At 64.3% G+C, this 23,299-nt stretch carries 18 protein-coding genes; 4 read left to right on the top strand and 14 right to left on the bottom strand.

Annotation, left to right across the window (positions count from 1 at the left end; translation table 11 throughout):
• Nucleotides 1-330: integrase core domain-containing protein (locus E5Z01_RS06320; RefSeq protein WP_167757796.1), on the top strand; the 330-nt coding region annotated here is incomplete at its 5' end.
• Between the two features lie 461 nt (nt 331-791).
• Here E5Z01_RS06320 and E5Z01_RS20355 read toward each other — a convergent pair.
• The 5 genes from E5Z01_RS20355 to pgi form a co-directional block, all read right to left on the bottom strand.
• On the bottom strand, nt 792-902 hold the full coding sequence (locus tag E5Z01_RS20355; protein WP_135228591.1) for a hypothetical protein: 111 nt from the start codon (nt 900-902) through the stop codon (nt 792-794).
• A gap of 229 nt (nt 903-1,131) precedes the next feature.
• On the bottom strand, nt 1,132-2,763 hold the full coding sequence (locus E5Z01_RS06310; RefSeq protein WP_135228590.1) for a sensor histidine kinase: 1,632 nt from the start codon (nt 2,761-2,763) through the stop codon (nt 1,132-1,134).
• Entirely contained in the window at nt 2,763-3,617 is an 855-nt protein-coding gene (locus tag E5Z01_RS06305; protein WP_119765933.1) for a CheR family methyltransferase, read from the bottom strand. Before E5Z01_RS06305 ends, E5Z01_RS06310 begins: the two co-directional genes overlap by 1 nt.
• Nucleotides 3,617-8,614 (bottom strand): response regulator, encoded by a 4,998-nt coding sequence (locus E5Z01_RS06300; RefSeq protein ID WP_135228589.1) that lies wholly within the window; start codon nt 8,612-8,614, stop codon nt 3,617-3,619. The genes E5Z01_RS06305 and E5Z01_RS06300 overlap by 1 nt, the downstream gene beginning before the upstream one ends.
• A 379-nt stretch (nt 8,615-8,993) precedes the next feature.
• Nucleotides 8,994-10,619, bottom strand: a complete 1,626-nt coding sequence (pgi, locus tag E5Z01_RS06295; protein ID WP_135228588.1) for a glucose-6-phosphate isomerase — start codon at nt 10,617-10,619, stop codon at nt 8,994-8,996.
• Between the two features lie 169 nt (nt 10,620-10,788).
• Between pgi and E5Z01_RS06290 the strand changes: the two genes are divergently transcribed.
• Both E5Z01_RS06290 and E5Z01_RS06285 read left to right on the top strand, forming a co-directional pair.
• Nucleotides 10,789-12,741, top strand: coding sequence for a hypothetical protein (locus E5Z01_RS06290; protein ID WP_240738209.1), 1,953 nt, complete (start codon nt 10,789-10,791; stop codon nt 12,739-12,741).
• 83 nt (nt 12,742-12,824) lie between these two features.
• The gene (locus tag E5Z01_RS06285; protein WP_119765929.1) at nt 12,825-13,256 is read left to right on the top strand and encodes a hypothetical protein; all 432 of its coding nucleotides are present in this window, start codon (nt 12,825-12,827) and stop codon (nt 13,254-13,256) included.
• A 290-nt stretch (nt 13,257-13,546) separates the two neighbouring features.
• On the opposite strand, the gene E5Z01_RS06280 is transcribed toward E5Z01_RS06285, so the two are convergent.
• The 9 genes from E5Z01_RS06280 to E5Z01_RS06240 form a co-directional block, all read right to left on the bottom strand.
• Nucleotides 13,547-14,284, bottom strand: a complete 738-nt coding sequence (locus E5Z01_RS06280; protein ID WP_135228586.1) for an ABC transporter ATP-binding protein — start codon at nt 14,282-14,284, stop codon at nt 13,547-13,549.
• Entirely contained in the window at nt 14,281-15,441 is a 1,161-nt protein-coding gene (locus E5Z01_RS06275) for an ABC transporter permease (RefSeq protein ID WP_135228585.1), read from the bottom strand. Before E5Z01_RS06275 ends, E5Z01_RS06280 begins: the two co-directional genes overlap by 4 nt.
• Before the next feature lie 128 nt (nt 15,442-15,569).
• Nucleotides 15,570-16,133, bottom strand: coding sequence for a type 1 glutamine amidotransferase domain-containing protein (locus tag E5Z01_RS06270; RefSeq protein WP_119765926.1), 564 nt, complete (start codon nt 16,131-16,133; stop codon nt 15,570-15,572).
• Nucleotides 16,134-16,249: 116 nt separating this feature from the next.
• Nucleotides 16,250-16,546, bottom strand: coding sequence for an AzlD domain-containing protein (locus tag E5Z01_RS06265; protein ID WP_135228584.1), 297 nt, complete (start codon nt 16,544-16,546; stop codon nt 16,250-16,252).
• The gene (locus E5Z01_RS06260) at nt 16,543-17,280 is read right to left on the bottom strand and encodes an AzlC family ABC transporter permease (protein WP_135228583.1); all 738 of its coding nucleotides are present in this window, start codon (nt 17,278-17,280) and stop codon (nt 16,543-16,545) included. The genes E5Z01_RS06265 and E5Z01_RS06260 overlap by 4 nt, the downstream gene beginning before the upstream one ends.
• Before the next feature lie 212 nt (nt 17,281-17,492).
• On the bottom strand, nt 17,493-18,407 hold the full coding sequence (locus tag E5Z01_RS06255; RefSeq protein ID WP_135228582.1) for an MDR/zinc-dependent alcohol dehydrogenase-like family protein: 915 nt from the start codon (nt 18,405-18,407) through the stop codon (nt 17,493-17,495).
• A gap of 3 nt (nt 18,408-18,410) precedes the next feature.
• Complete coding sequence (locus E5Z01_RS06250) at nt 18,411-18,662, bottom strand: glutaredoxin family protein (RefSeq protein ID WP_135228581.1); 252 nt, start codon at nt 18,660-18,662, stop codon at nt 18,411-18,413.
• 4 nt (nt 18,663-18,666) lie between these two features.
• Nucleotides 18,667-20,778 (bottom strand): protein kinase domain-containing protein, encoded by a 2,112-nt coding sequence (locus E5Z01_RS06245; protein WP_135228580.1) that lies wholly within the window; start codon nt 20,776-20,778, stop codon nt 18,667-18,669.
• Between the two features lie 245 nt (nt 20,779-21,023).
• A complete protein-coding gene (locus E5Z01_RS06240; RefSeq protein ID WP_135228579.1) occupies nt 21,024-21,269 on the bottom strand; it encodes a hypothetical protein in 246 nt (81 codons plus the stop codon).
• Nucleotides 21,270-21,485: 216 nt separating this feature from the next.
• On the opposite strand from E5Z01_RS06240, the gene dnaG reads away from it, so the two are divergent.
• Entirely contained in the window at nt 21,486-23,258 is a 1,773-nt protein-coding gene (gene dnaG, locus E5Z01_RS06235) for a DNA primase (RefSeq protein WP_135228578.1), read from the top strand.
• Nucleotides 23,259-23,299 lie beyond the last annotated feature (41 nt).

Raw genomic sequence — 23,299 nt, 5'->3', positions numbered from 1 at the left:
AAGCTCGGTATTCAGCAACCCCTGGTCGTGATGTCTGATGGCGGCTCAGACTTCACGTCACATGAGTTCAACGCCGCATGCAGCGAGGTGGGTATCTGGGTCAGGGCGAAGGTGTCCCAGCAGGGTGGAATGGGGATTCTGGAGCGGGTCAATCGGACACTCAAGTACGAGTTCATTTTCAGGGAGGAACCACAGAAGAAAGCGGAATTGAGCGCGTTATGTGCTCAGTTCCGCACCTGGTACAACACCGTCCGCCCGCATTCGGTCTTGGGGTACAGCTACCCCTGGGTTAAGCTTCTGGAAGTGGCTGAGTCTCTCAAAGCCGCTTGAAGGATTTTCTGGAGCACTACCCACCGTTTAAAGCTAAGGCTGTGGGATTGATGCAAGTTCTGTGCCGGTGGAGTTAAGCCTCACCACAGGAGGCAAACTTGGACTGCACCTAAGAAGGCGAACAGGGTCAAGTCACCGCGGGGTTTGATGCTAATGGGCGGCGAACTCCGCCAGGGGCACATACCCGAGGCTGGAGTGGAGCCATTTGGCGTTGTAAAGGGCAATGAACCGCCCACTATGCTCGCGGGCTTCATCCAGATCGGCGTCATCCTGTCAATTGATCTCTTCCAAGGGTTTGAAGAGGAGTTCCCGTTCTGGACATGCTGGGTACAGTGTCCGCCCCTTTCAGGACTTCGGTATACGCCGCTCCTGGCGCAGTAGTTCGCCAACGACTTTTTCAGCACAGTGTTTTCCAGCGCCAGTTGCCCCACATCCCACTCCAATGCAGCGGTACGCCGTTCTCACGCCTGGTCAGCCATTGTCTCGTTGGTGAAAGCAGCTCCCCCACGAACTTCAAGTTCTTTGCGCCAGCGGTAAATCAGACTCGGGGCCAACTGGTGTTCACGGCACACCTGGGCGGTACTTTTCTACTTGCGCTCGATGTGCTCAAGGATGTCCAGTTTGAATTCGCGGCTGTGGGTGCATCCGGGCATGGGCTATCTCCCTCCATAGGCTGATCAGCCTACGGCCTGACCGGGACGGCATGCCTTGCTCCACTGTCCGCGATTAGGGGTTTACTTCAACTCCTAATCGCCGTGAATCATCTTCTCTTTTGGAAGGCCGGATCCTTGGGTCGCGCATTCAGACGTGCTGGGTGTTTTCACTGTGCTCGGGGGGGTCGCTTAAGGTCAAGGGGGGTGCGGCGCTGACTTTGCGCGGCAAAGCGACACTGAAGGTCGCGCCCTGTCCCTCCTGACTTTCGGCCCAGACGCGCCCGCCGTGGCGCAGCACGATGCGGCGCACATGGGCCAGCCCAACCCCATGACCCTCGAAGTCCACCGAGTTGTGCAGGCGCTGAAACACCCGGAACATCTTGTCATAGTACGCCATATTGAAGCCCACGCCGTTGTCGCGCACGTGGATGACCACCTGCTGGTCGTCGTCTGTGGCCCAGATTTCGACCTGCGGGTCACTCTGGCCGTGCGAGTACTTCACGGCGTTGGACAGCAAGTTCATGAACACCTGGCGCAGCGAGATCAGGTCGCCGCACACCTCCGGGAGGGGCTGCACCGTCCACTGCACGCCCGCGCCGGCGTGGTGCTGGTCGAGGTCATGAATCACCTCGCGCAGCAGCACCGACAGGTTGACGGTCTGTACGCGCATTTCGTGCCGTCCGGTGCGGGCGAAGTCCAGCAGTCCGTCGATCAGGGCCTCCATCTGCCCGGCCCCGTCGCGGATGATCTTCAGGTAACGGCGGGCGGTTTCGGGCAGGTCGTCCTGGTGGTTGCGGCCCAGCAGGTCGACGAAACTGCCGATGTGGCGCAGCGGCGTTCTGAGGTCATGCGAGATGGAGTAGGCGTAGGCTTCCAGCTCGTGGTTCACGTCCTCGAGTTGCGCGGTGCGTTCGCGGACGCGCTGCTCTAGCGAGGCGTTCAGCACGCGCAGTTCTTCCTCCATGCGCCTGCGCTCGGTCACGTCCTTGCCGGTGCTGACGTAGTGGGTAATCAGGCCGTCGGCGTCACGGATGGGCGTGATGGTCTTTTCCTCGTGGTAAAGCGAACCGTCCTTGCGTCTGCTGATGAATTCGCCCCGGTAGACCTTGCCCTGGCGAATGGTGTCCCACATCTGGTCATGGTACTCGGTCGGGTGTTCACCCGACTCCAGCAGGGCGATGGACTGGCCTATCGCCTCCTCGGGCGGGTACCCGGTGACCTGCTCGAAGGCGGCGTTCACGTACTCGATCAGACCGTCCCGGTTCGTGATCACCACCGGATCGGCGGACTGCTCGATGGCGCTGGACAGTTTTTGCAGTTCGTGCTGGGCCTGCCGCGCTTCAAGCTGGCGCAGGCGGCGCTCGTGGGCCTGCACCGTCATGGTCTTACGGTGCAGCTCGACGAACACGCTGACCTTGGCGCGCAGCACATCCGCCTGAATTGGCGCGAAGATAAAGTCCACCGCGCCCAGGTGGTAGCCGCCCAGCATGTCCGACTCGGCGCGGTCGTGCGCGGTGACGAAGATGATGGGAGTGCTCTCGGTCTGCTGGCGGCTGCGGATCAGGCCGGCCGTCTCGAAGCCGTCCATGCCCGGCATCCGCACGTCCAGCAGAATGACCGCGAAGTCGTCACGCAGAATGGCCCGCAGGGCTTCGCGGCCACTGCTCACCATCACGATTTCCTGACCCAGCACTTCCAGCGCCGACGCCAGCGCCAGGCGTTTGCTGTCCTGATCGTCCACAATCAGGATTTTGGCTTTGCGCAGGTGGCTGTTCGGCATCAGGCGATTCTCCGGTACAGTTTCTCACTGAGGCTCAGCGTCTCGAATTTGGGGGCCACCGCGCTGAAATCCAGCGTTTCGTGGTGACCCAGACCCAGCATGCCGAACGGCATCAGGCTTTGCCACAGCAGCGTCTTGACATGCTCCTGCAGGGGCTTGTCAAAGTAGATCAGGACGTTGCGGCACAGGATCAGGTGAAACTCGTTGAAGGAACTGTCGGTCACCAGATTGTGCTCGCCCCAGATCACGTGCTGGCGCAGGTCGGCGCGAATCAGGGCGTGGTCGTACTGGGTGGTGAAGTACTGTTTCAATTCGCCTTTGCCGCCGGCTTCCTGGTAGTTGCGGGCGTAACCTTCCAGTTTGTCCAGGCGATAAATGCCGCGTTTGGCAGCGTTCAGGGCAGGCACGTGCATGTCGGTGGCGTACAGGCGCGTTCGGCCCAGCAGGCCAGCTTCCTCCAGCAAAATCGCCAGCGAGTACACCTCCTCGCCGGTAGAGCAGCCCGCGTGCCAGATGCGAATAAAGGGGTGGGTGCGCAGCACCGGCAACACCTGTTCGCGCAGCGCCCGGAAGAAACTGGGGTCGCGGAACATCTCGGTCACGTTGATCGAGAGCGTTTCGCGCAGCCGGGTCATGGCCGCGGGGTCGTGCATGACCCGGGCCAGCAGGGCGCTGACGCTGCTCAGGCCTTCCTGGGCCACGGCGTGAATCACGCGGCGGTGAATGGTGGCGCTGGCGTAGCCCCGGAAGTCGTGCCCGGTCACGCGGTACACCCCTTCGAGCAGCAACGAGAGTTCGATGCTCTCCAGCGGTTCCTGAGCAGGCAGCGGCGTGCCCATGTTCAGGGTGGGCATCAGCGGGACAACCAGACGCGCAGCAGGGCCAGCAGTTGCGCGGTGTTCACGGGTTTACTGATGTAATCACTGGCCCCCGACTCGATCGAGTGCTCACGGTCACCCGGCATGGCCTTGGCGGTCAGCGAAATGATCGGCAGGGAAGCGAATTGCGGGTTCTGGCGAATCAGGCGGGTGGTTTCGTAGCCGTCCAGTTCGGGCATCATCACGTCCATCAGCACCAGGTCCGTGTCGGGGTGATGGTCGAGTTGCGCGATGGCCTCGCGGCCGTTCTCGGCGGTGATGATTTCCATCTGGTGGCGTTCCAGCACGGCCGTCAGCGCGAAGATGTTGCGGATGTCATCGTCCACGATCAGGATCTTGCGCCCGTGAAGCTGCGGTTCCTGCTGGCGGGCGGCGCTCAGGGCCTGGCGTTTGTCCTCGGAGAGGTTGGCTTCCACCCGGTGCAGAAAGAGCGTCACCTCGTCCAGCAGGCGTTCGGGCGAGCGCACGTCCTTCACGATGATGGACTTGGCGGCGCGGCGCAGTTCGGTTTCCTGAGCGCGGGTCAGTTCCTGGGCGGTGTACACGATGATCGGAATGGCGCGGTAGGCGGGCGTTTCCTGCAAGGTGGTCATCAGCTCGAAGCCGCTCATGTCGGGCAGGTGCAGGTCGAGCACGATGCAGTCGTAAGACGCCCCGGCCAGCGCGTCCAGCGCCTCGCCTCCGGTGTTCACGGCGGTGGTCTGCACGTCGGTGTCGCCGATCAGTTCCTCGATGTTGCGGCGTTGCAGCTCGTCGTCCTCGACGATCAGGACAGATTTCATGCGGCGCGCCAGGAAAGCGTCGAGACTGGTAAACACGTTCGCCAGTTCCTGCGGGTTGCCGGACTTGGTGGTGTGTGCCACCGCGCCCAGCTTGCGCCCGACCAGCGAGGGTTCCTGCCCGGACACGATGTGCACCGGGATGTGCCGGGTCAGCGGGTCGTGCTTCAACGCGTCCAGCACCGCCCAACCGTTGGTGTCGGGCAAGGTCAGGTCCAGCGTAATCGCCATCGGGCGGTAGGTCTGCGCCAGCGAGAGCGCCTGATCTCCACGCGCCGCAATCAGGCCCATGAAGCCCTTCTCGTGCGCCACTTCCAGCAGAATGCCCGCGTAGGTGGGGTCGTCCTCGACGATCAGGAGCGTGCGGTCGCCGGCTTGCAGCAGGGCGCGGTCGTCCACCGGCATCTCCGCGCCGTCACTGTCCCCGCTATGACTGGCCCCACCGCCACGGGCCTGGGCCTCAGCCGTTGTTTCCAGCGGCGCCGCTTTCATCGGTGCAGGCAGGAGCGGCGCAGGCAGGATTGGCGCAGGGGCGTACTGAAGTTGCCCATAAGGAGTCTGGCCGTACTGTGACGGTACAGACTGGGCGTACTCCAGCGTGTTCTGCGTGCCCCGGCTGTCCGGCGCCGCGTCCTGCGGGCGGTACTGGGTGGGCAGGTACAGCGTGAAGGTGCTGCCGCGCCCCGGCGTACTTTCCAGCGTAATCTCGCCGCCCAGCAGCCTGGCCAGTTCGCGGCTGATGGCCAGGCCCAGCCCGGTGCCGCCGTACTTGCGCGAGGTGCTGCCGTCAGCCTGCTGGAACGCCTCGAAGATCACGCGCTGCTTGTCCTCGGGAATACCGATGCCGGTGTCGCTGACGCGGAAGGCCACCACCGCCGGAGCACGGTTCAGCGGCGTCTGATCGGAGCTCCAGCCGTGCGTGACGGGCGCGGCTTCCAGCGTGACCGTGCCTTTCTCGGTGAATTTGAAGGCGTTCGAGAGCAGGTTTTTCAGAATCTGCAAGACCCGGGTCTCGTCGGTCATGACGGTGCGCGGCAACTCGGCGCTGAAGTTGACCGCCAGTGCCAGGCCCTTGTCGGCGGCCACGTGGGTAAAGGTGCTTTCCAGCGACTCGCGGATGCTGGAAAGCGGCACGTTGGTGGGGTCGGCGGTGACGGTGCCCGACTCGATCTTGGACAGGTCGAGGATGTCGTTGATGAGGTTCAGCAGGTCGTTGCCCGAGGCGTAGATGGTGCGGGCGTAAGCGCGCTGCTGCTCCGAGAGGTTGCGCTCGGGGTCGTCGCGCAGCTGGTTGGCCAGCAGCAGCAGGCTGTTCAGCGGCGTGCGCAGCTCGTGGCTCATGTTGGCCAGGAATTCGCTCTTGTACTTGCTGGTCAGGGCAAGCTGCGCGGCCTTTTCCTCCAGCGCGTGGCGGGCGGCCTCCACCTGCCCGTTCTTGGCTTCCACCTCGCGGTTCTGGTCGGCCAAGAGTCTGGCTTTTTGCTCCAGCTCCTCGTTGGTCTGGCGCAGTTCCTCCTGCTGGCTCTGGAGTTCCTGGGCCATGCCCTGCGACTGCCTGAGCAGCGTCTCGGTGCGCATGGTGGCCTGAATGGTGTTCAGCACGATGCCCACCGACTCGGTGAACTGCTCCAGGAAAGTCAAGTGCGTGGCGCTGAAGCGCTCGAAGGACGCCAGTTCGATGACGGCCTTGGTCTGGCCCTCGAACACCACCGGCAGCACCACGATGGTGGTCGGCGGGGCCGCGCCCAGCCCGCTGTTGATCTGCACGTAATCGCCCGGCACGTCGCTCAGCACGATCAGTTCCTGCTCCAGCGCCGCCTGCCCCACCAGCCCCTCGCCCAGCCGGAAGCGGTTGCCCAGCCCCTTGCGCTCGCGGTAGGCGTAACTGGCCTGCAATTTCAGGGTGGGTTCGGGCGTTTCCTCGTCCAGCGTGTAAAAGACCCCGTGGCGGGCACGCACCAGCGGCGCGAGTTCCGACAGGATCAGGCGGCTGACGGTCAGCAGGTCGCGCTGGCCCTGAAGCATCCCGGTGAACTTGGCCAGGTTGGTCTTGAGCCAGTCCTGTTCGGTGTTCTTCTCGGTGGTTTCGCGCAGGTTCACGATCATCTCGTTGAGGTTGTTCTTCAGCGCGTCCAGCTCCCCGCTGGCGTTCACCGAGATGCTGCGGGTCAGGTCGCCCTTGGTCACGGCGGTCGCCACCTCGGCAATGGCGCGCACCTGCGTGGTCAGGTTGGCGGCCAGCCCGTTCACGTTGTCGGTCAGGTCTTTCCAGGTGCCGCTGGCGCCGGGCACGTTGGCCTGCCCGCCCAGTTTGCCCTCAGTGCCCACCTCGCGCGCCACGGTGGTGACCTGCTGCGCGAAGGTGGCCAGCGTATCGATCATGGAGTTGATGGTCTCGGCCAGCTCGGCAATTTCGCCCTGCGCCTTCACGTTCAGCTTGCGGTTCAGCTCGCCGCCGGCGACCGCCGTCACGACCCGCGCGATACCACGCACCTGATCGGTCAGGTTGTTCGCCATGCTGTTCACGTTGTCGGTGAGGTCTTTCCAGGTGCCGCCCACGCCGCGCACGTCGGCCTGCCCGCCCAGTTGCCCCTCGGTGCCCACCTCGCGGGCCACGCGCGTTACTTCCCCAGCGAACGAATTGAGCTGATCCACCATGACGTTGATGGTGTTCTTCAAGTCCAGCAACTCACCTTTCACGTCTACGGTAATTTTCTTGCTGAGGTCGCCGTTCGCCACGGCAGTCGTCACGAAGGCGATGTTGCGCACCTGATCGGTGAGGTTCGACGCCATGAAATTCACGTTGTCGGTCAGGTCTTTCCAGGTGCCGCCCACGCCGCGCACATCGGCCTGCCCGCCCAGTTTGCCCTCGGTGCCCACCTCGCGGGCCACGCGCGTTACCTCGGACGCGAAGGCGTTGAGTTGATCGACCATGGTGTTGATGGTGTTCTTCAGGTCGAGAATCTCGCCGCGGGCGTCCACCGTGATCTTGCGGCTCAGGTCACCGTTCGCCACAGCCGTGGTGACGTCGGCGATGTTGCGCACCTGTCCGGTCAGGTTGTTCGCCATGCTGTTCACGTTGTCGGTGAGGTCTTTCCAGGTGCCGCCGACGCCGCGCACATCGGCCTGGCCGCCCAGTTGCCCCTCGGTGCCCACTTCACGGGCCACGCGCGTCACTTCCCCGGCGAACGAATTGAGCTGATCCACCATAGTGTTGATGGTGTTCTTGAGTTCCAGAATCTCGCCCCGCGCTGCCACGGTGATTTTCTTGCTCAGATCGCCGTTGGCGACGGCGGTGGTCACGTCGGCGATGTTGCGCACCTGTCCGGTCAGGTTGTTCGCCATGCTGTTCACGTTGTCGGTGAGGTCTTTCCAGGTGCCCCCGACGCCGCGCACATCGGCCTGGCCGCCCAGTTGCCCCTCGGTGCCCACTTCACGCGCCACGCGGGTGACTTCCCCGGCAAAGGCGTTGAGTTGATCGACCATGGTGTTGATGGTGTTCTTCAGGTCAAGAATCTCGCCACGAGCGTCCACCGTGATCTTGCGGCTCAGGTCACCGTTCGCCACGGCGGTCGTGACCTCGGCGATGTTGCGCACCTGCCCGGTCAGGTTGTTCGCCATGAAGTTCACGTTGTCGGTCAGGTCTTTCCAGATGCCGTCCACGCCCGTCACGTTGGCCTGCCCGCCCAGTTTGCCCTCGGTGCCCACCTCGCGCGCGACGCGCGTCACCTCGGACGCGAAGGCCTTGAGCTGCTCCACCATGGTGTTCATGGTCGTGACGATCTGAAGGAACTGGCCCTGCATGGGGCGGCCCTCTACTTCGGCGGCCATGTTCTGCGACAGGTCACCGTGCGCCACCGCCGTGACCACGCGGGTCATCTCGGTGGTGGGCCAGCTCAGGCCGTCGATCAGGCCGTTCACGTTCTCGATCAAGGTGTGCCACTGCCCGGTGCTGGTGCCGGTGGGAACGCGCTGGCGCAGGTTGCCTTCCTGCACCACGGTGTGCCGGACGCGCGTGATGTCCTCGGTGATGCGGCCAGTTTCCTCGACCGTCTCGTTGAAGGTATCGGCGATTTTGCCGGCCAGGCCCTCCCAATCGGTGGGCAGGCGCACGCTGAAGTCGCCCCGGCGGTAAGTGCGCAGGGCCTGAAGCAGCAGTGCCAGATCAAAGGTTTCGGTTGTCGGCTGGGTCATCGGGTGCGCCGACTCCGCGTGGACATCACATCAGCAAAAAGGAGCATATCGACTTAAAATAAGTGTCTTAAGCGTGACTTCACAGGGTGGGGGTGACACTCCTTCCAAGGATTAAGCCGCAGAGCAGAATCGCCTGCGCGAACTTGGCGTCCCAGAGACAGAAAACGCATCGTCATATTTTTCAAGATTAAGAAAACACATAATCGAACAGGAGGCTCAAGGCTCTGAATTCCTGAACAGGCTCAGCCCAGACGGCCGGATCGAAGTTAGCTGCAGTCAGTAGTCAAGTTCACCAGCGACAAGAAGCCCTGGGCGACGACTTCACCCTGGTTTTATCACTGCCCTGTTTGAAGCTCTAAAGCCCGACAGAACTCCGGTTTCAGGAGGTGCGCCGTGAGCGGTAGCGCTCAATCAGGGTGTTGGTGGACGAGTCGTGGCTCAGCTGCGGCTCGTCCTGGCTGTCCAGTTCGGCGGCAATTTTTTTGGCGAGAACTTTGCCGAGTTCCACACCCCACTGGTCGAAGCTGTTGATGTTCCACACCGCCCCCTGCACGAAGACCTTGTGTTCGTACAGGGCAATAAGGGCGCCGAGGGTGCGCGGCGTGAGCTTATCGGCCAGGATGGTGCTGGTGGGGCGGTTCCCTTCGAAAACGCGGTGCGGGGCCAGCTCGGGGGTCACGCCTTCCGCGAGCACCTGTTCCAGCGTCTTGCCGAACGCCAGCGCCTCGGTCTGGGCGAACACGTTGGCCATCAGCAGGTCGTGGTGCGGGGGCAGGGGATTAAGGCTCTGGCAGAAGCCGATGAAATCGCACGGGATCAGTTTGGTGCCCTGGTGAATCAGCTGGTAAAAGGCGTGCTGCCCGTTGGTGCCGGGCTGGCCCCAGATGATCGGCCCAGTCTGATAATCCACCGTTTCGCCGTCCAGCGTGACGTGCTTGCCGTTGCTTTCCATATCGAGTTGCTGAAGGTACGCGCTGAAGTAAGCGAGGTACTGGTCGTAGGGAAGAACGGCGACGGAGCAGGCGTCAAAGAAATTGTTGTACCAGAGGCCGATCAGGCCCATCAGCATGGGCAGGTTCTGCTCGGGCGGGGCATTGCGGAAGTGCTCGTCCATGTCGTGAAAGCCCGAGAGCAATTCGCGGAAATGTTGTGGCCCGACGGCCAGCATCAGGCTCAGGCCAATGGCGCTGTCCATGCTGTAGCGCCCGCCCACCCAGTCCCAGAAGCCGAACATGTTGGCGGTGTCGATGCCGAATTTCTGGACTTCGGCGGCATTGGTGGACACTGCCACGAAATGCCGGGCGACCGCCGTGTCGTCCTTCAGCGTGTTCAGCAGCCACGTGCGGGCGCTGTGGGCGTTCGTCATGGTTTCCTGGGTGGTGAAGGTCTTGGAACTGATGATGAACAGCGTCTCGGCGGGGTCGAGGTCGCGCACCTTCTCCAGCAGGTCGGTGGCGTCCACGTTCGACACGAAACGCAGGGTCAGGGCCCGATCCGAGTAGTGTTTCAGCGCCTCATAGGCCATCACGGGGCCCAGGTCACTGCCGCCAATGCCGATGTTCACGATGTTCCTGATGGGCTTTCCGGTGTATCCCAGCCATATCCCGCCGCGCACCTGCTCAGCGAAGGCGGCCATGCGATCCAGCACCTCGTGGACTTCCGGCACCACGTTTTTGCCGTCCACATTGATGACGGCGTCGCGCGGCGCGCGCAGGGCCACGTGCAGCACCGCGCGGCCCTCGGTGACGTTGATCTGCTCGCCGGCAAACATGGCATCGCGTTTCTGGGCCACGCCGGTTTCCTGGGCCAGTTGCCGCAATAGCCTCAGCGTTTCATCGGTCACGCGGTGCTTGCTGTAATCCAGGTACAGCCCCGCGCCCTCGGCGCTCAGGCGTTCACCGCGGCGGGCGTCCTGGGCGAACAGCTCGCGCAGGTGCACGTCCTTCACTGCGTCGTGGTGGGCTTGCAGGGCTTGCCAGGCGGGCAGGTCGGTGAGACGCGTCATGGTGCCCTGAGCATACCCCCGCCCCTGAAACGCGGGCGTCTTTCCTTCAGGTTCGGGAAATGCACCGGGGATGCCGGTTGGGCAGAGGCAACCCACCTGTCCGGCTCTCACGCCGTTCGCACCAGGCATTCATCATCCAATCTCAGAACGCGCCTGTATGATTTTTCCAGTGAACACGTCGTCTTTCCTTTACCGTTTCGCGCTGCTGGGCGCGGCGCTCCTCGTCTCCTCGCTGCTGCCAGCTGCCCACGCGCAGACGGGCGGCATCCTGCCGCTGGTGTCGGTGGGCGAAAAGTGGCCGCAGGACGTGGAATCTTACGTCATCAAGGTGTCGGCGCAGGACGCCGGGAAACCCATCGGGCTGGAAATCTACTCGCCGACCTTTAGCCTCGCGGATTATGTGGATGGCCGCCGGGGCGCGGGGTACTTCGGGGACGAACTGTACAAGAAGAACGAACCCTTCGACACGGTGTTCACGCTGTCGGGCCCGAACGGCACGGTCATTGAGCGCAAGTACAACATGAACCGCGAGCACACCTGGGAAAGCCTGTACGCGGGCGGCCTTCCCGCCGGAACGTATACCCTGAAGGTGAACAGCAACGGCGACGGCAAGAACAGTTTCGCGCTGCGCACCGCCGCGCCCTTCGTGCTGGAAACCAGCGACTTCACCGTCAACGCCCGCGACACCGAGCAAAATGCGCTGCTGGCCGCCAGGATTCGCGTGACGCCCGAGTGGGTGGGGCAAACCGTGGGCATCCTGAATTACGACATGGACGGCCCCAGGGAAGCCGAATCGTGGGTCGTGCAGCCTGGCGGGCAGCGCATTAACCTGACCACCAGCGACAACGGCAAAACCGCCACCGACTCCTTCAAGATCACGCCGGAGATGGTCGGCGAGTGGCAGGTGTTTATTCGGGTGCTGCCCACCACGCGCCAGTACAGCAACGCCATCCGCTATTCCTTCCGACTGGGCGACAAACCCACCACCGCCGTGGTCGGGGGCTTCACCCCGCCAGAGAATATCAAGCTGCAAAACCAGTTGCTGGTGGACATCGTCGACCCGCAGGGCCGCCCCATTCCCGGCGCGACGTACGGCCTGGTCGGGGACTCGTCGGTGCGTCCGATCCTGCCGCCCGGCTGGATACCGGTCAGCAGCAGCATCGTGGAAGGCAAGGGCAACATCCTGTCCCCCACCGAGGTGCGCTACGTGCCGGGGTACAACAAGTTGCGCTTCGTGGCCCGCCCCACCGCGGGGCAGCTGACGGTCGACGCCGTCGCCCTCTACGGCAATCAGCGCATTCCGCTTTCCGGCGTACCTTTTCAGGTGGACGGCAAGACCCTCACCACCCCCACCACCCTGGCCCTGCCCCCCGGTCAGTACCCGGTACAGCCCGTTCCGATTGCCGGCAGCACCTTCCAGACGCCCCAGCCAGGCATCGTGACCGACAACGCCACCGGCAGGGTCACCATCGAGTACCGCGTGCTGACCGAAGTGACCCTGGTCACCATGCCGGATCTGCTGAACGCCTGCGACGTGACCCAGCTCATCGCCACGGCCAAGACGGACTTTACCTATAAACTCCCGGCCCGCCTGAAACTGAACCTGCCCAGCGGCTGGAGCAGCGACTATCCGCTGGAACTGAACGGGGAATTCAGCGCCGGACAGCCGCTGCGCCTGAAAACGCCTGTGCGCGTGTGCCGCACCGACACCGCCGAGGCACTGCTCGACCCGGTGGGCCTGCAAACCACCGGCACGGCCCGCGTGCGGGCCCCCGGCGGCGCGAACGTCAGCCGCAACGTGCAGGGCGGGGCGCGCGCCAGCCTGCGCAAGGACATTCAGCCGCTGGAGCGCGGTTACCTGGTCACGCTGACCCTCACGGTGGACAGCACCCTGGAGAACGTGCGCATCACGGACGTGCTGCCGGTGGGGGGCAGCACACCCGCCGCACGCGGCACCGTGGGCGTCAAGGACGGCCCCAGCCTCGCCAACCTGAGCCTGCGGCCCGAAGGGGACAGCATCGTCCTGAGCCGCGTGATTCCCGGAACGTATGTCATTGCTTACGAGCTGTTCACCGATCAACCCGCCGACCGGGTGCTGACCGCGCCGGATCTCGCCTGGTAAATCTACCGGGCAGGTAGGGCGGCGTTAAGGGCAGGACAAACGCCGCCTGCCGGGCCGCGCCACTGACGCCTTATACTGGGAGCATGAAGCGCCTGTCCTCCCTCCTGCTGGCCCCGCTGCTGGCCGGGTGCGGGTCGCTGAGTGCCGCCCCCACCGCCGGTGAACTGCTGGACGCCCCCACGACCCTGAACATCGCCGGGAAACCCGTGAAGGCCGACGCCTTTCCAAGGTTGAACCGGGACGTGTTCAGTGTGAAGGTCAGGCTCAGCACCTCGCGCGCCGCGCTGCCGGGCCTGAAGGTCACCGACATGTACGTCGTGACGGGCGACGGCGTGTGGACGGCGGACAACACCACCAACACGCCCTGGAAGTGCCCCACCAGCTGCGTCATCGCCCTGGGGCGCGGCGCGGCCAACGGCCTGAAAACCGGCGCAGGTGTGCAGGTCATCCTGAACCTTCAGGACAGCCAGGGCCGCCAGTACCTGCTGCGTGACGCCCAGGCCCAGGTCAAGTAAACACTCTGCCTGATCGCTTTACGCTTCCAATACAGCAAAGCCAACGTGCAATCAGCAAGGGGCACCGAACACGGAAAGTCGCCCAAATGCTCTGCGGCGCAGCTTTTCAGACAGGGCAGTCTTGACTCAAATGATGTCGTTTGACATGGGATTCGCCGCTTCCTGGGCGCACGGGCCTGAAACCGTCCCGGACGCTGAGTACAGATGTATCACCGTTCTACAGCTCATAAACGCCCGGCACCATCATCTGCCCGGCGCAATGGAAGTTCCTTTTACTGGGAAAAGAGCTGCTACGAGAGAGGTGCTGAGGACAGAGAGGAAACCGCCACCTTCCCGCCTTCCACCATCACTTCCCCGTCTTTCACCCGCAGGGTGTGGTCGGCCAATGCCGCTACTTCGCGGTCGTGCGTAATCAGAATCACGGTGCGTCCGGCCCTGGCCGGGGCGGTCAACAGCTCCAGCACGCGTTCTCCGGTGTGGCTGTCGAGGTTGCCGGTGGGTTCGTCGGCGAGGAGGATGGCGGGATCGCGCACGAGGGCGCGGGCCAGGGCGACGCGCTGGGCTTCCCCGCCGCTGAGTTGATGGGGCAGGTGCGCGGCGCGTTTCTCGAGGCCCACCTGGGCCAGCAGGGCGCGGGCACGTTCGCGGCGCTGGCGTGGGGCAATGCCTGCCAGGGTCAGCGGGAATTCCACGTTCTCCTGGGCGCTGAGAATGCTGATGAGGTTGTGGTTCTGGAACACGAAGCCGTAGTGGGCCAGGCGAAAGTCGGCCCGCTCGGCCTCACCCAGCGCGTGCAGATCCGTGTCGCCCACCGTGACGCGGCCTGACGTGGGGGTGTCGAAGCCGGCCAGCAGGTTAAGCAGGGTGCTTTTGCCGCTGCCGGACGGGCCGACCACGGCGGTCAGGCCGGGTGGGAAGGTGTGCGTAAAGGGGTGCAGGGCCGTGACCTGGGCTTCCCCGCTGGGGTAGGTGCGGCTCAGGGCGTCGGTGCGGATTCTGGGGAGCTGGCTGCCGGGAAGCTCGGTCATACGCGCCCCAGGGCTTCGGTGATGGGCAGGCGGCTGGCATTGCGGGCGGGCAGCAGGCCCGAGAGCAGGCCCAGCAGCAGGCTGATGCCAAGCGCCAGCAGCGTCAGGCGCGGGGTCAGGGCCGCGGCATTAATGTCCGCGAGTTGCTGGGTGTAGGCGTTGACGCCCCAGATGCCCAGCAGGCCCAGCAGCACGCCGCCGACCCCGCCGACCAGCGCCAGCAGCAGGGACTCGGTCAGCACCAGCGCGCGCACGAAGGCGGGCCGCGCCCCCATGGCCCGCAGCGTGCCGAACTCGCGGGTGCGCTCGAACACGCCCATCATGACGGTGTTCGCCACCGCGAGGCCGCCCACGATCAGGGCGATCAGCGAGATGCCGAAGCGCACGGCGTCACTGATGCGCATGGTTTTTTCCATGAAGCTCAGGATGTCCGATTGCGTCTGCGCTTCCACGTCCAGCGCCGCCGAGATTTTTTTCGCCACGGGTTTGGCCTGGGCCGGGTCGTTCAGTTTCACGGCGATCATCGACAGGCGGCCCTGCGCGCCCTCGGAACGCTGCAACACACTCAGCGGCACGAACATCATGGTGTCGACCAGGCCCGATTCGGGCTTCAGAATGCCGACGACTTTTACGCTGTCGCGGCGGTTGAGCCGCAGGGTGCTGCCCAGGCCCAGGTGCATGTTCTCGGCGGCTTTCGCGCCGATGACGGCCACGCCCGCCTGGGTGTCGCCGGGGGCCAGGTTGCGGCCTGAACCGAGTTGCACCGTGGGGAACACGGCGCTGATGCCGGGGCTGGGCGGCAACCCGTAGAAGATGGCACTCTGTTTCGGATCCATGCCCCCGCGCACCGCCATGACCACAGGCGTGACGGCCCTGATGCCGTACTCCGGCCCGAGGCCCTGCAAGTCGGTCACCAGCGACTGCGGCACGTTGGGGTGCAGGCTGATGCCCTGCGTGATGCCGGTCAGGCTGACCTGAATGTCCGGCCCGATGCTGCTCAGCTGTTCGCTAAACACCTTGCGAATCCCTTCGCCGAGCGACAGGAACACCACCATGCTGGCGACCGCCACGGTGATGCCCAGCGTGGTCAACAGCGTCCGCACCGGGCGGCGGGTCAGGCCGCGCCAGGCCAGCGCCCAGAGATCCATGAACTTCAAGAGGAGCCTCGCATATCGCCCCCAACTATGCCGCCTGCGCCCCCGGAGCGCGAGGGCCTGATCTTTACCCCGTCACAACGAAAAGGAGGAGAGGACACGTGTCCTCTCCCCTTCCCTGAAGTCAGCCTTCAGCGGCGGCTGGCGTGGTTGCCCTCGGCGAATTCCTCGACGATCTTTTTGTTGAAAGCGGGCAGGTCGTCCGGGTTGCGGCTGGTGGTCACGCCCCGGTCGGTCACGCACTCCTCGTCGACCCAGTTGGCGCCACTGAGTTTCAGTTCGTGTTGAAGGCTGGGCCAGCTGGTCATCTTGAGGCCCTGGCTGATGCCCGTTTCGCTCAGCAGCCAGGGGCCGTGGCAGATCGCGGCGATGGGCAGTCCGGCGTCATAGCCCTGGCGCAGGAACTGCATGGCGTCCTTGTCCATGCGCATCGTGTCGGGGTTGACGGCCCCGCCGGGAATCAGGATGCCGTCGTAATCGCTGGCCTGCACGTCCTTCACGGTCTTGTCGACCTTGAATTTGTCGCCCTTGTCGATGTGGTTGAGGCCCTGAATCTCACCGGGCTTCAGGCTCACGATCTCGGTGGTGCCGCCGGCGGCGTGAATGGCGTCGCGCGGGCTGGTCATCTCGACCTGTTCGAAAGCGTCGGTCACGAGGATGGCGATTTTCTTGCCTTGCAGGGTTTCTTTCGTCATGCCCCCAGCCTGCCGCGCCGCTTCCCCAGAAAATTCAGTTTCCGTTGAAATCCGGTTTATGCAGCCTTACCGGGCCCTTAAGGCAGGGTGACAGCCGTGACATTTTCCTGCCCACCTTAAAGCCCGGCCAGACGCGCCAGCCAGTACGCCGCGAACCCGCCCAGGATGCCCAGGGCCAGGTGACGGGTGCGCCACATCAGCAGGCCGCCTGACAGCGCCCCCACCAACCGGCGGGCCCATTCGGAGCTGCCCAGCACGTCCGGCACGACCAGCGCCGCAAACACGCTGACCGGCACGAATTTCAGGAAATTCAGCCAGAAAGGCGGGAGTTGCAGCCGGCCCAGCGAAAGGCCCAGCAGCCGCAGGGGGTAGGTGACCGCCCACATCAGCAGCAGCACCAGGGGCAGGCTCATGGCATCTCCTTCATCGGGCGTCCTTCACTGGGCGCGTCCTCCTGCTGGGAACGCGTGAGGAAGGCCGCCCCCAGCAGCGCCCCGCCCACCCCCGCCAGCAGAATGACCAGCCCACCTGGCAGCACCCGCGACAGCCCCCACGCCCCCAGCCCGGACACCAGGGCCACCAGCAGGCTGATCCGGTCGACCAGCAGAGGCACCAGCAGCCCCAGGAACGCCAGTGGAAAAATGACGCCCACGCCCAGCGCCTGCGGATTAGGCAAGGCGGCGCCCGCCACGGACCCCAGCAGGGTCGCCGCGTTCCAGATGCTGTACAGGCTCAGCTCTGCGCCCAGCAGGAAGGGAAAGCTGAGGCCGGCGGGGTCTTTCGGGCCGTTCACGATCACCATGCCGTACGCCTCGTCGGTCAGGAACTGCGCCGCCACGGGGCGCTGCCTGCGCGACAGGGGCAACTGCCGGGCCAGGCTCAGGCCGTACAGCAGATGCCGGGCGTTCAGCAAAAAGGTCGTGAACACGATGCCCAGCGCCGAAGCCCCCGCCCCCAGCATGCCGGCTGCTGCAAACTGCGAAGCGCCGGCAAAGGTCGTGAGGCTCATGAACTGCGTTTCCCACAGGCTCAGGCCGGCTGAGCGGGCGGTCAGGGCGTAGGCCACCGCAAAGGGCACCATCCCCAGCCACAGCGGAAACATCAGGCGGTACCCGCGCCAGAAAGGCGGGAAGAAAGCAGAGGTCATCGCTGGGCAGCGTAGCGGGTCATACGCGCTGCGTCCAATTCCATAGGATTGGAGAAAAGTACTCCAATCCTATTGCATCTGCCGCAGCGCGTATTTTTTGCTTCTCCTTCCAGTCGGGTGATATCGCTGCTTCCCAGCGATATCACCGCAATTGGTATCAGCGGGGTAAACGCCAGGAAGACGTTTACGCCGGGAGGCCCCGGGGCCATATCTCAGGAATCGGGCGCTTCAAGGTCACGCCAGTCGACCAGCACACTGACCGGGCGCGGCCAGGTGCCCAGGTTGCCGAACACCTCCACCAGGTTCCCGACGGGCACCACCTGTTCAAACAGTTTTTCCAGCACCGGGTCGGCATGCGCCCACAACCAGGCGGCGTAAGCGGGGTAGTCCTCGCCGTCGCTGGAGGCCACCAGCGTCAGTTCGCGCGAGTGAAATTCGGGCGGCAGTACCAGCGCCCCCCAGTTGCCGTCCGAGAGCACGCTGCACCGGGCGCTGCGGCGCAGGTGCCGCAGCAACTCGGTAAACCCGGTCGGTGAGGCGCTGCACTCCACGCCCACATCAAACTGCTCGTGCGGCAACTCGCCAGGGGCGTGGGCCGCGCGTGCGCCGAATTCCAGCGCCAGGGCGCGGCGGTGCGGGTCCGGTTCCAGCACCGTGACCTGATCCAGGCCGCGCCGGGTCAGGTTGAAGACGCTCAGCAGGCCCAGCAGGCCCGCCCCCGCGATCAGGATTTGCTCGCCAGGCTGCGGGGAGAGCTTGCGCAGGCCCTTGTGGGTTTCCTCGCCCAGGATGCTGCACAGCGCGGTGCGGTCTGAAACGCCATGCGGAACCGGAATCAGGTTTTGCACCGGGACGTTGCCGTGGCTGGCGTGCCCCAGCGTGCAGACCACGCGCTGCCCCGCCTGCAAAGACACGTCCGGGCCGACGGCTTCAATGACCCCCAGCGTCTGATACCCCAGTTTCGTCGGGGACGACCCGCCGGGAAGACCGGCCACCACACTCAGTTCCGAGGAAATGCTGACGGCGCTCAGGCGCGTGCGAATCCGCGCCTGTCTGGCCGGCGGCGCCGGGAGCGTGAAGTCCTGCCAGGCCAGGCTGTGTGGGGCAGACACCACCAGGCGGCGCATGCTTTACCCTTCGGCCAGTTGGCGCAGCAGCACCAGTTTCAGCAGGCCCAGGCGTTTGCGGTCGATGCGGCCTTTCATCAGGAGTTGTTCGCCGTGGGTCAGAACGGGGATGTCGAAGCCGTAGCGTTCTTCCAGGGCGTCGTCACCGCTGATGTCCACCTCTACGAAGGTGAAGTTCAGGGCGCGCAGGTGCCCGGCGGCCACTTCACACAGGTGGCAGCCGGCGCGTCCGTAGAGTGTGAGCAACGGAAGCACTGGATCAGGCCTTGTGGGCGACGGCAGGACGGTCGATCAGGGTCATGGCCAGCACCGGGGCGTACATGTCGCGGCTGCTCAGCAGGTCGCCGACGCTGCTGAACTGCCGCAGCATCTGCCCGCCCTGCCGCACCGCGTAGATGCTGCCGTCCTGCGCGATTTGCATCAGCCAGGGGGCGTCGGTCGGTTCGCCCACCAGCGTCTCCAGGGCGAAGGTCGCGCCGGGCGTGCCGTCGGCCTCGATCTTGCGCAACTTGCGGGCCACGCTGTCCACGATGTATACGCCGCCTTCCCGATCCACGCTCAGGCCATCCAGCGGGCGCAGGGCCTCGCTGCTGCGGTCGAGGCGAAAAGCGTAGCGGCTGACGTACTCGCCCTGGGCACTGAAGCGCTGCACCTCGTTGCTGCCGCCGTCCAGCACGTACACTTCGCCGCTGGGGGCGGCGGCGATGGCGGTGGGTTTCTCGAAGCGCCCCAGACCCTTGCCGCGCCCGCCGAAGCGCCGCACGAAGCGTCCGCCGCCGTCGTAGACGTTCACGGTCAGGGATTCGGCGTCTAGCACGTACAGGTGACCCCTGGCGTAGGCCAGCCCGACGGGTTGCAGCAGTTCCCCCTCGGCCAGGCCGTAAGCCCCGAAGGCCGCCAACTCGCGGCCCTGCGCGTCGATCTTGCGAATGAGGGCGCCGCTGCGTTCCTGCCGGAATTCCAGCAGGCTCAGGTACAGGTTGCCGGCGGGATCACCCGTCAGGGCGTTGGGGGCGCTGGGGAGGTGCGTTTCGGCGTTGCCCTGGTCGCGCAGGCTGACCCGCAGTTTGCTTTTCAGGTCTAGCAGGCGCAGGGTACCGCGTTTCTCCTGAATGCTGATCGCCAGCGCCACCGGATCGGTAAACGCCTCGTCGGCCAGCACACCCGCGTCGATGCGGGCAATGACGCTGTCCAGCGTGGGGCGCTGCGCCGGGTCTTTCTCGATCATGTCCAGGATCAGGTCGCTGAGTTGACCGGGCACCTCCAGGTTCACCTGCTTGGGGGGCTTGGGGGACTCGAACACCTGCTGGTGAACTACCGCCTCGTAACTGCCTTTGAAGGCGGTCTGCCCGGTGACCATCTCGTAGGCCAGCAGCCCCAGCGAGTACACGTCGCTGCGGGCGTCGACGCGGTTGCCCTTGGCCTGCTCGGGCGCCATGTAAATGGGCGTGCCGACCCGCGCGCCGGTCATGGTGAGCCGGGTCAGCACCTTGCCCACGGCGATGCCGAAATCCATGAGTTTCACGCCGCCCTCGCGCAGTTCGCCCTTTTCGTTGAAGGCGTGTTTCAGCACCATCACGTTGGCGGGCTTGATGTCGCGGTGAACGACGTTCTGCATGTGAATGTGCCTCAGGGCGTCGGCCATGGCCCGCAGCATCTGCACGCTCTGCCCGAAGGTCAGGGGCCGGTCTTCCAGCAGGTGTTCCAGGCTCTCGCCGTCCAGAAATTCCATGGCGATGTAATGCTCGGGGTCTTGCATGCGGTAGTCGTACACCTTGACGATGTTGGGGTGGTTGAAGCGCTTTAAGACCTCGGCCTCGCGGTAGAAGCGCTTGACGAACTTGGCGTCGGCCAGGTACTTCTCCTGCGGCACCTTCAGCGCCACGACGCGCCCGTCCTGGCGGCGGCGCGCGCGGTATACGCTGCCCATCCCGCCGACGCCCACCCGGTCGAGCACCTCATATTCCTGAAAGTTCAGGTCAGTGGTGCCGCCATGCAAGGTGGGGGTGGTGTGGCGGGTCTTGTTGCCGCTGCGCGTGGCGGGCTTGGCGGTGCGCTGCAGCCGCATGGGTTTGGCGGCGGGCTGCGCCTGGAGGGGCTTGATAGGCCGCATACGCGGCAGGCTGGCGCTGCCCAGCGCGAAGGCGGCGCTGCCCAGCACCGTGCCGACCAGCACCAGAAAACCCTGCATGCGGCTCAGGCGGCCCAGGGCGGTGGCGGCGCTCTCGTCCACGTTCATGTTCAACGAGACCAGCAGGCCGGCCAGCAGCAGTGTGACCACGCTCAGCAGGGCGCTCAGGGGCCGCTCGGGCAGGCGAATCAGCAACAGCAGCGTGACCACGAACAGGGCCAGCATCAGGAGCAGGTTCATGCCTGACCTGCCGCATCGACGGAGGTGGAAGAGGGGAAGGCGAGCAGCATTGCCTTTATTTATACCGGGATCGGCCTTGCAAGGCGCTTACACCGACCCGCAGCGTGGGGGGAGTGAACGGGGAAAGTCAAGAAGTGCGCTGCCGGCAGGGTTGGGGGCAACACCACCCGGTTTGTCACACTCCGCCCTTACTCATGAAAAGACGACCTTTAAGAAAGCGCCTTGCCCGGGCACGCTTCAAAGGCTCAGGCGGCGTCCTGAAGTTCCAGGTTCAGGCGGCGTTCCAGTTCGCCCAGGGCGGCCTCGTAGAGGGCCTGGGGCACCTGGGGAATCACCGCCAGGAAAGTGGCCGCGTCCTGCAGACCGGCGTGGGTGCTGGCGTGCTGCCAGCCTGGCCCTTCCGCCAGCAGATGCACCGCGCCGGACTGGAGGAGAAAACGTACGCGCCCCTGTGCCGTGCGCGTGTCACTGAAATGACGGGTCACGTTCATGGGGGCAGGATAACAGTCCGCCTCTGACACCAGCATCACCCAAAGGATAGAGGCGCAAGAAGGGCCGACCCAGCCCGCTTGCCGCGCGTTCTCATAAAATTTCGCCCTCTGGGCCGAACTTTGCGTGGTCTAGCGAGTTGCGCGCAGAAGGCTTAAACTGGGTACTTCCCCTGGACGCAGTCCGTCTCAAGCTGGGGCGAGGGAGGTGAGTTGCACTTGGGAACCAAAGAGGACGTTCGGTCACGTCTGAACATCGCGGACGTGATCGGCGAGTATGTGCAGCTCACCCCCGCCGGCAAGGGCCGCTTGAAGGGCCTGTGCCCCTTTCACAAGGAGAAAAGCCCCAGCTTCCAGGTAGACACCGAGCAGGGGTACTTCTACTGCTTCGGCTGCAAGGCGGGCGGGGACGTGTTCAGTTTCGTGCAGCGCACCGAAAACCTCAGTTTCGGGGACGCGCTGCGCAAACTGGCCGAGAAGGCCGGCGTGCAGGTCGAAGCGAAGTACGGCGAGAAATCCAGCCGTGACCTGTATGACGTCAACGCTTTTGCGCTCGCCTACTTCCGCGAGCACCTGCAGGGGCCAGCGCTGGAGTACCTGAAGCGCCGGGGCCTGAGCGACGAGACCATCGCGGCCTTCGAGCTGGGCTACGCGCCCGACGGCTGGGACGGCCTGCTGAAACTGGCCCGCACCCGGAGCGTCGCGGAGCGGCAACTGCTGGAAGCGGGCCTGCTGATCGAAAACCCCGAGAATGGGCGGGTATACGACCGTTTCCGGGGCCGCGTGATGTTTCCCATCCGCGACCACCTGGGCCGCCTGGTGGGCTTCGGCGGGCGCGTGCTGGACGACAGCAAGCCCAAGTACCTGAATACCCCCGAAACCGAGGCCTTTAAGAAAGGCGAACTGCTGTACGGGCTGGACAAGGCCCGCACCCGCCTGAAAGAAGACGCCGAACTGGTGGTGGTCGAAGGCTATATGGACGTCATCACCATGCACCAGCATGGCTTCACGGGCGCGGTCGCCTCGCTGGGCACCGCCCTGACCGCCGAGCATGCCACCCTGCTGGAACGCCTGGGGGTTACGAAAATCCGTTTGATGTTTGACAGCGATGACGCTGGTCGAAAGGCAACTTTAACAGGTTTGGATCAGGTGATTGGAACTCGCTTTGAAGTATCCGCACATAGGATTTCAGGTGGAAAAGACGCTGCGGATGCCTTGCTTGAACAGGGCACTCAGGCAATAGAAAAAGCGCTCGAAGACGGCCTGGATGAAGTTACCGTCCGCTATCAAAACTCGACTGCAAAGTTTAATATCAATACCCCAGAAGGAAAAAGGGCGATCTTGATGGAGCTTTTGCCCAGAATGATGATTAACGAGTCGCTTGATTTTACGAATGCTCCAGCCACGAATCTACGGCGCATCGTTGCTCACGGTCTGGATATCTCTGAAGACAGGCTGCGGGAATGGATTGATAGCAAGGCCAAGCGCAAAGCCCTATCGGACACGCACATGATCGCCATGTCCAATTCTCGCCAAGAGGAAGACCGTGAGCTGGCGCTGCTGCGGCAACTGCTGGTCGACCCCAGCCTGCTGGCGAAACTGGACGGCAGCATGCCCTGGCGCAACGAGGCGGTGCGCAAGGTGATGCTGGCTGCGCAGGGTGCCCGCAGTCCCGAGGAGATTCTGGACGTGTTCCGCGGTCAGCCCGAGGAGCAACTGCTGATTCGCCTGATGTTCGAGGGCCGCGATTCGGGCACCATCAGCAAGGCGCACGCCCAGCAGTATGAGCAAAAGGTCACCGCCTACGCCGCCGCCGCCGTGGACGACATTCAGGTCACGCTGTCTATCGATTCCATGCGCTCGGAAGTGGATTTCCTGAAAAAACAGGTGGTGAGCGCCGCCCCCGCCGAGCAACTGGGGCTGCTGAAGCAGATTCAGGAGTTGCAGCGCGCCATCGAGGCCGAGAAACGCGGACGGCGCGGGCACGCCTGACCTGCCGGGCGCACCGCGTTTACGGATACAGTGACCCCTGA

This window comes from Deinococcus fonticola, from assembly GCF_004634215.1.
Classification (GTDB): Bacteria; Deinococcota; Deinococci; order Deinococcales; family Deinococcaceae; genus Deinococcus; species Deinococcus fonticola.
Note: the sequence above shows the minus strand (reverse complement) of the source record. Positions and strands in the feature narration are given on the sequence as shown.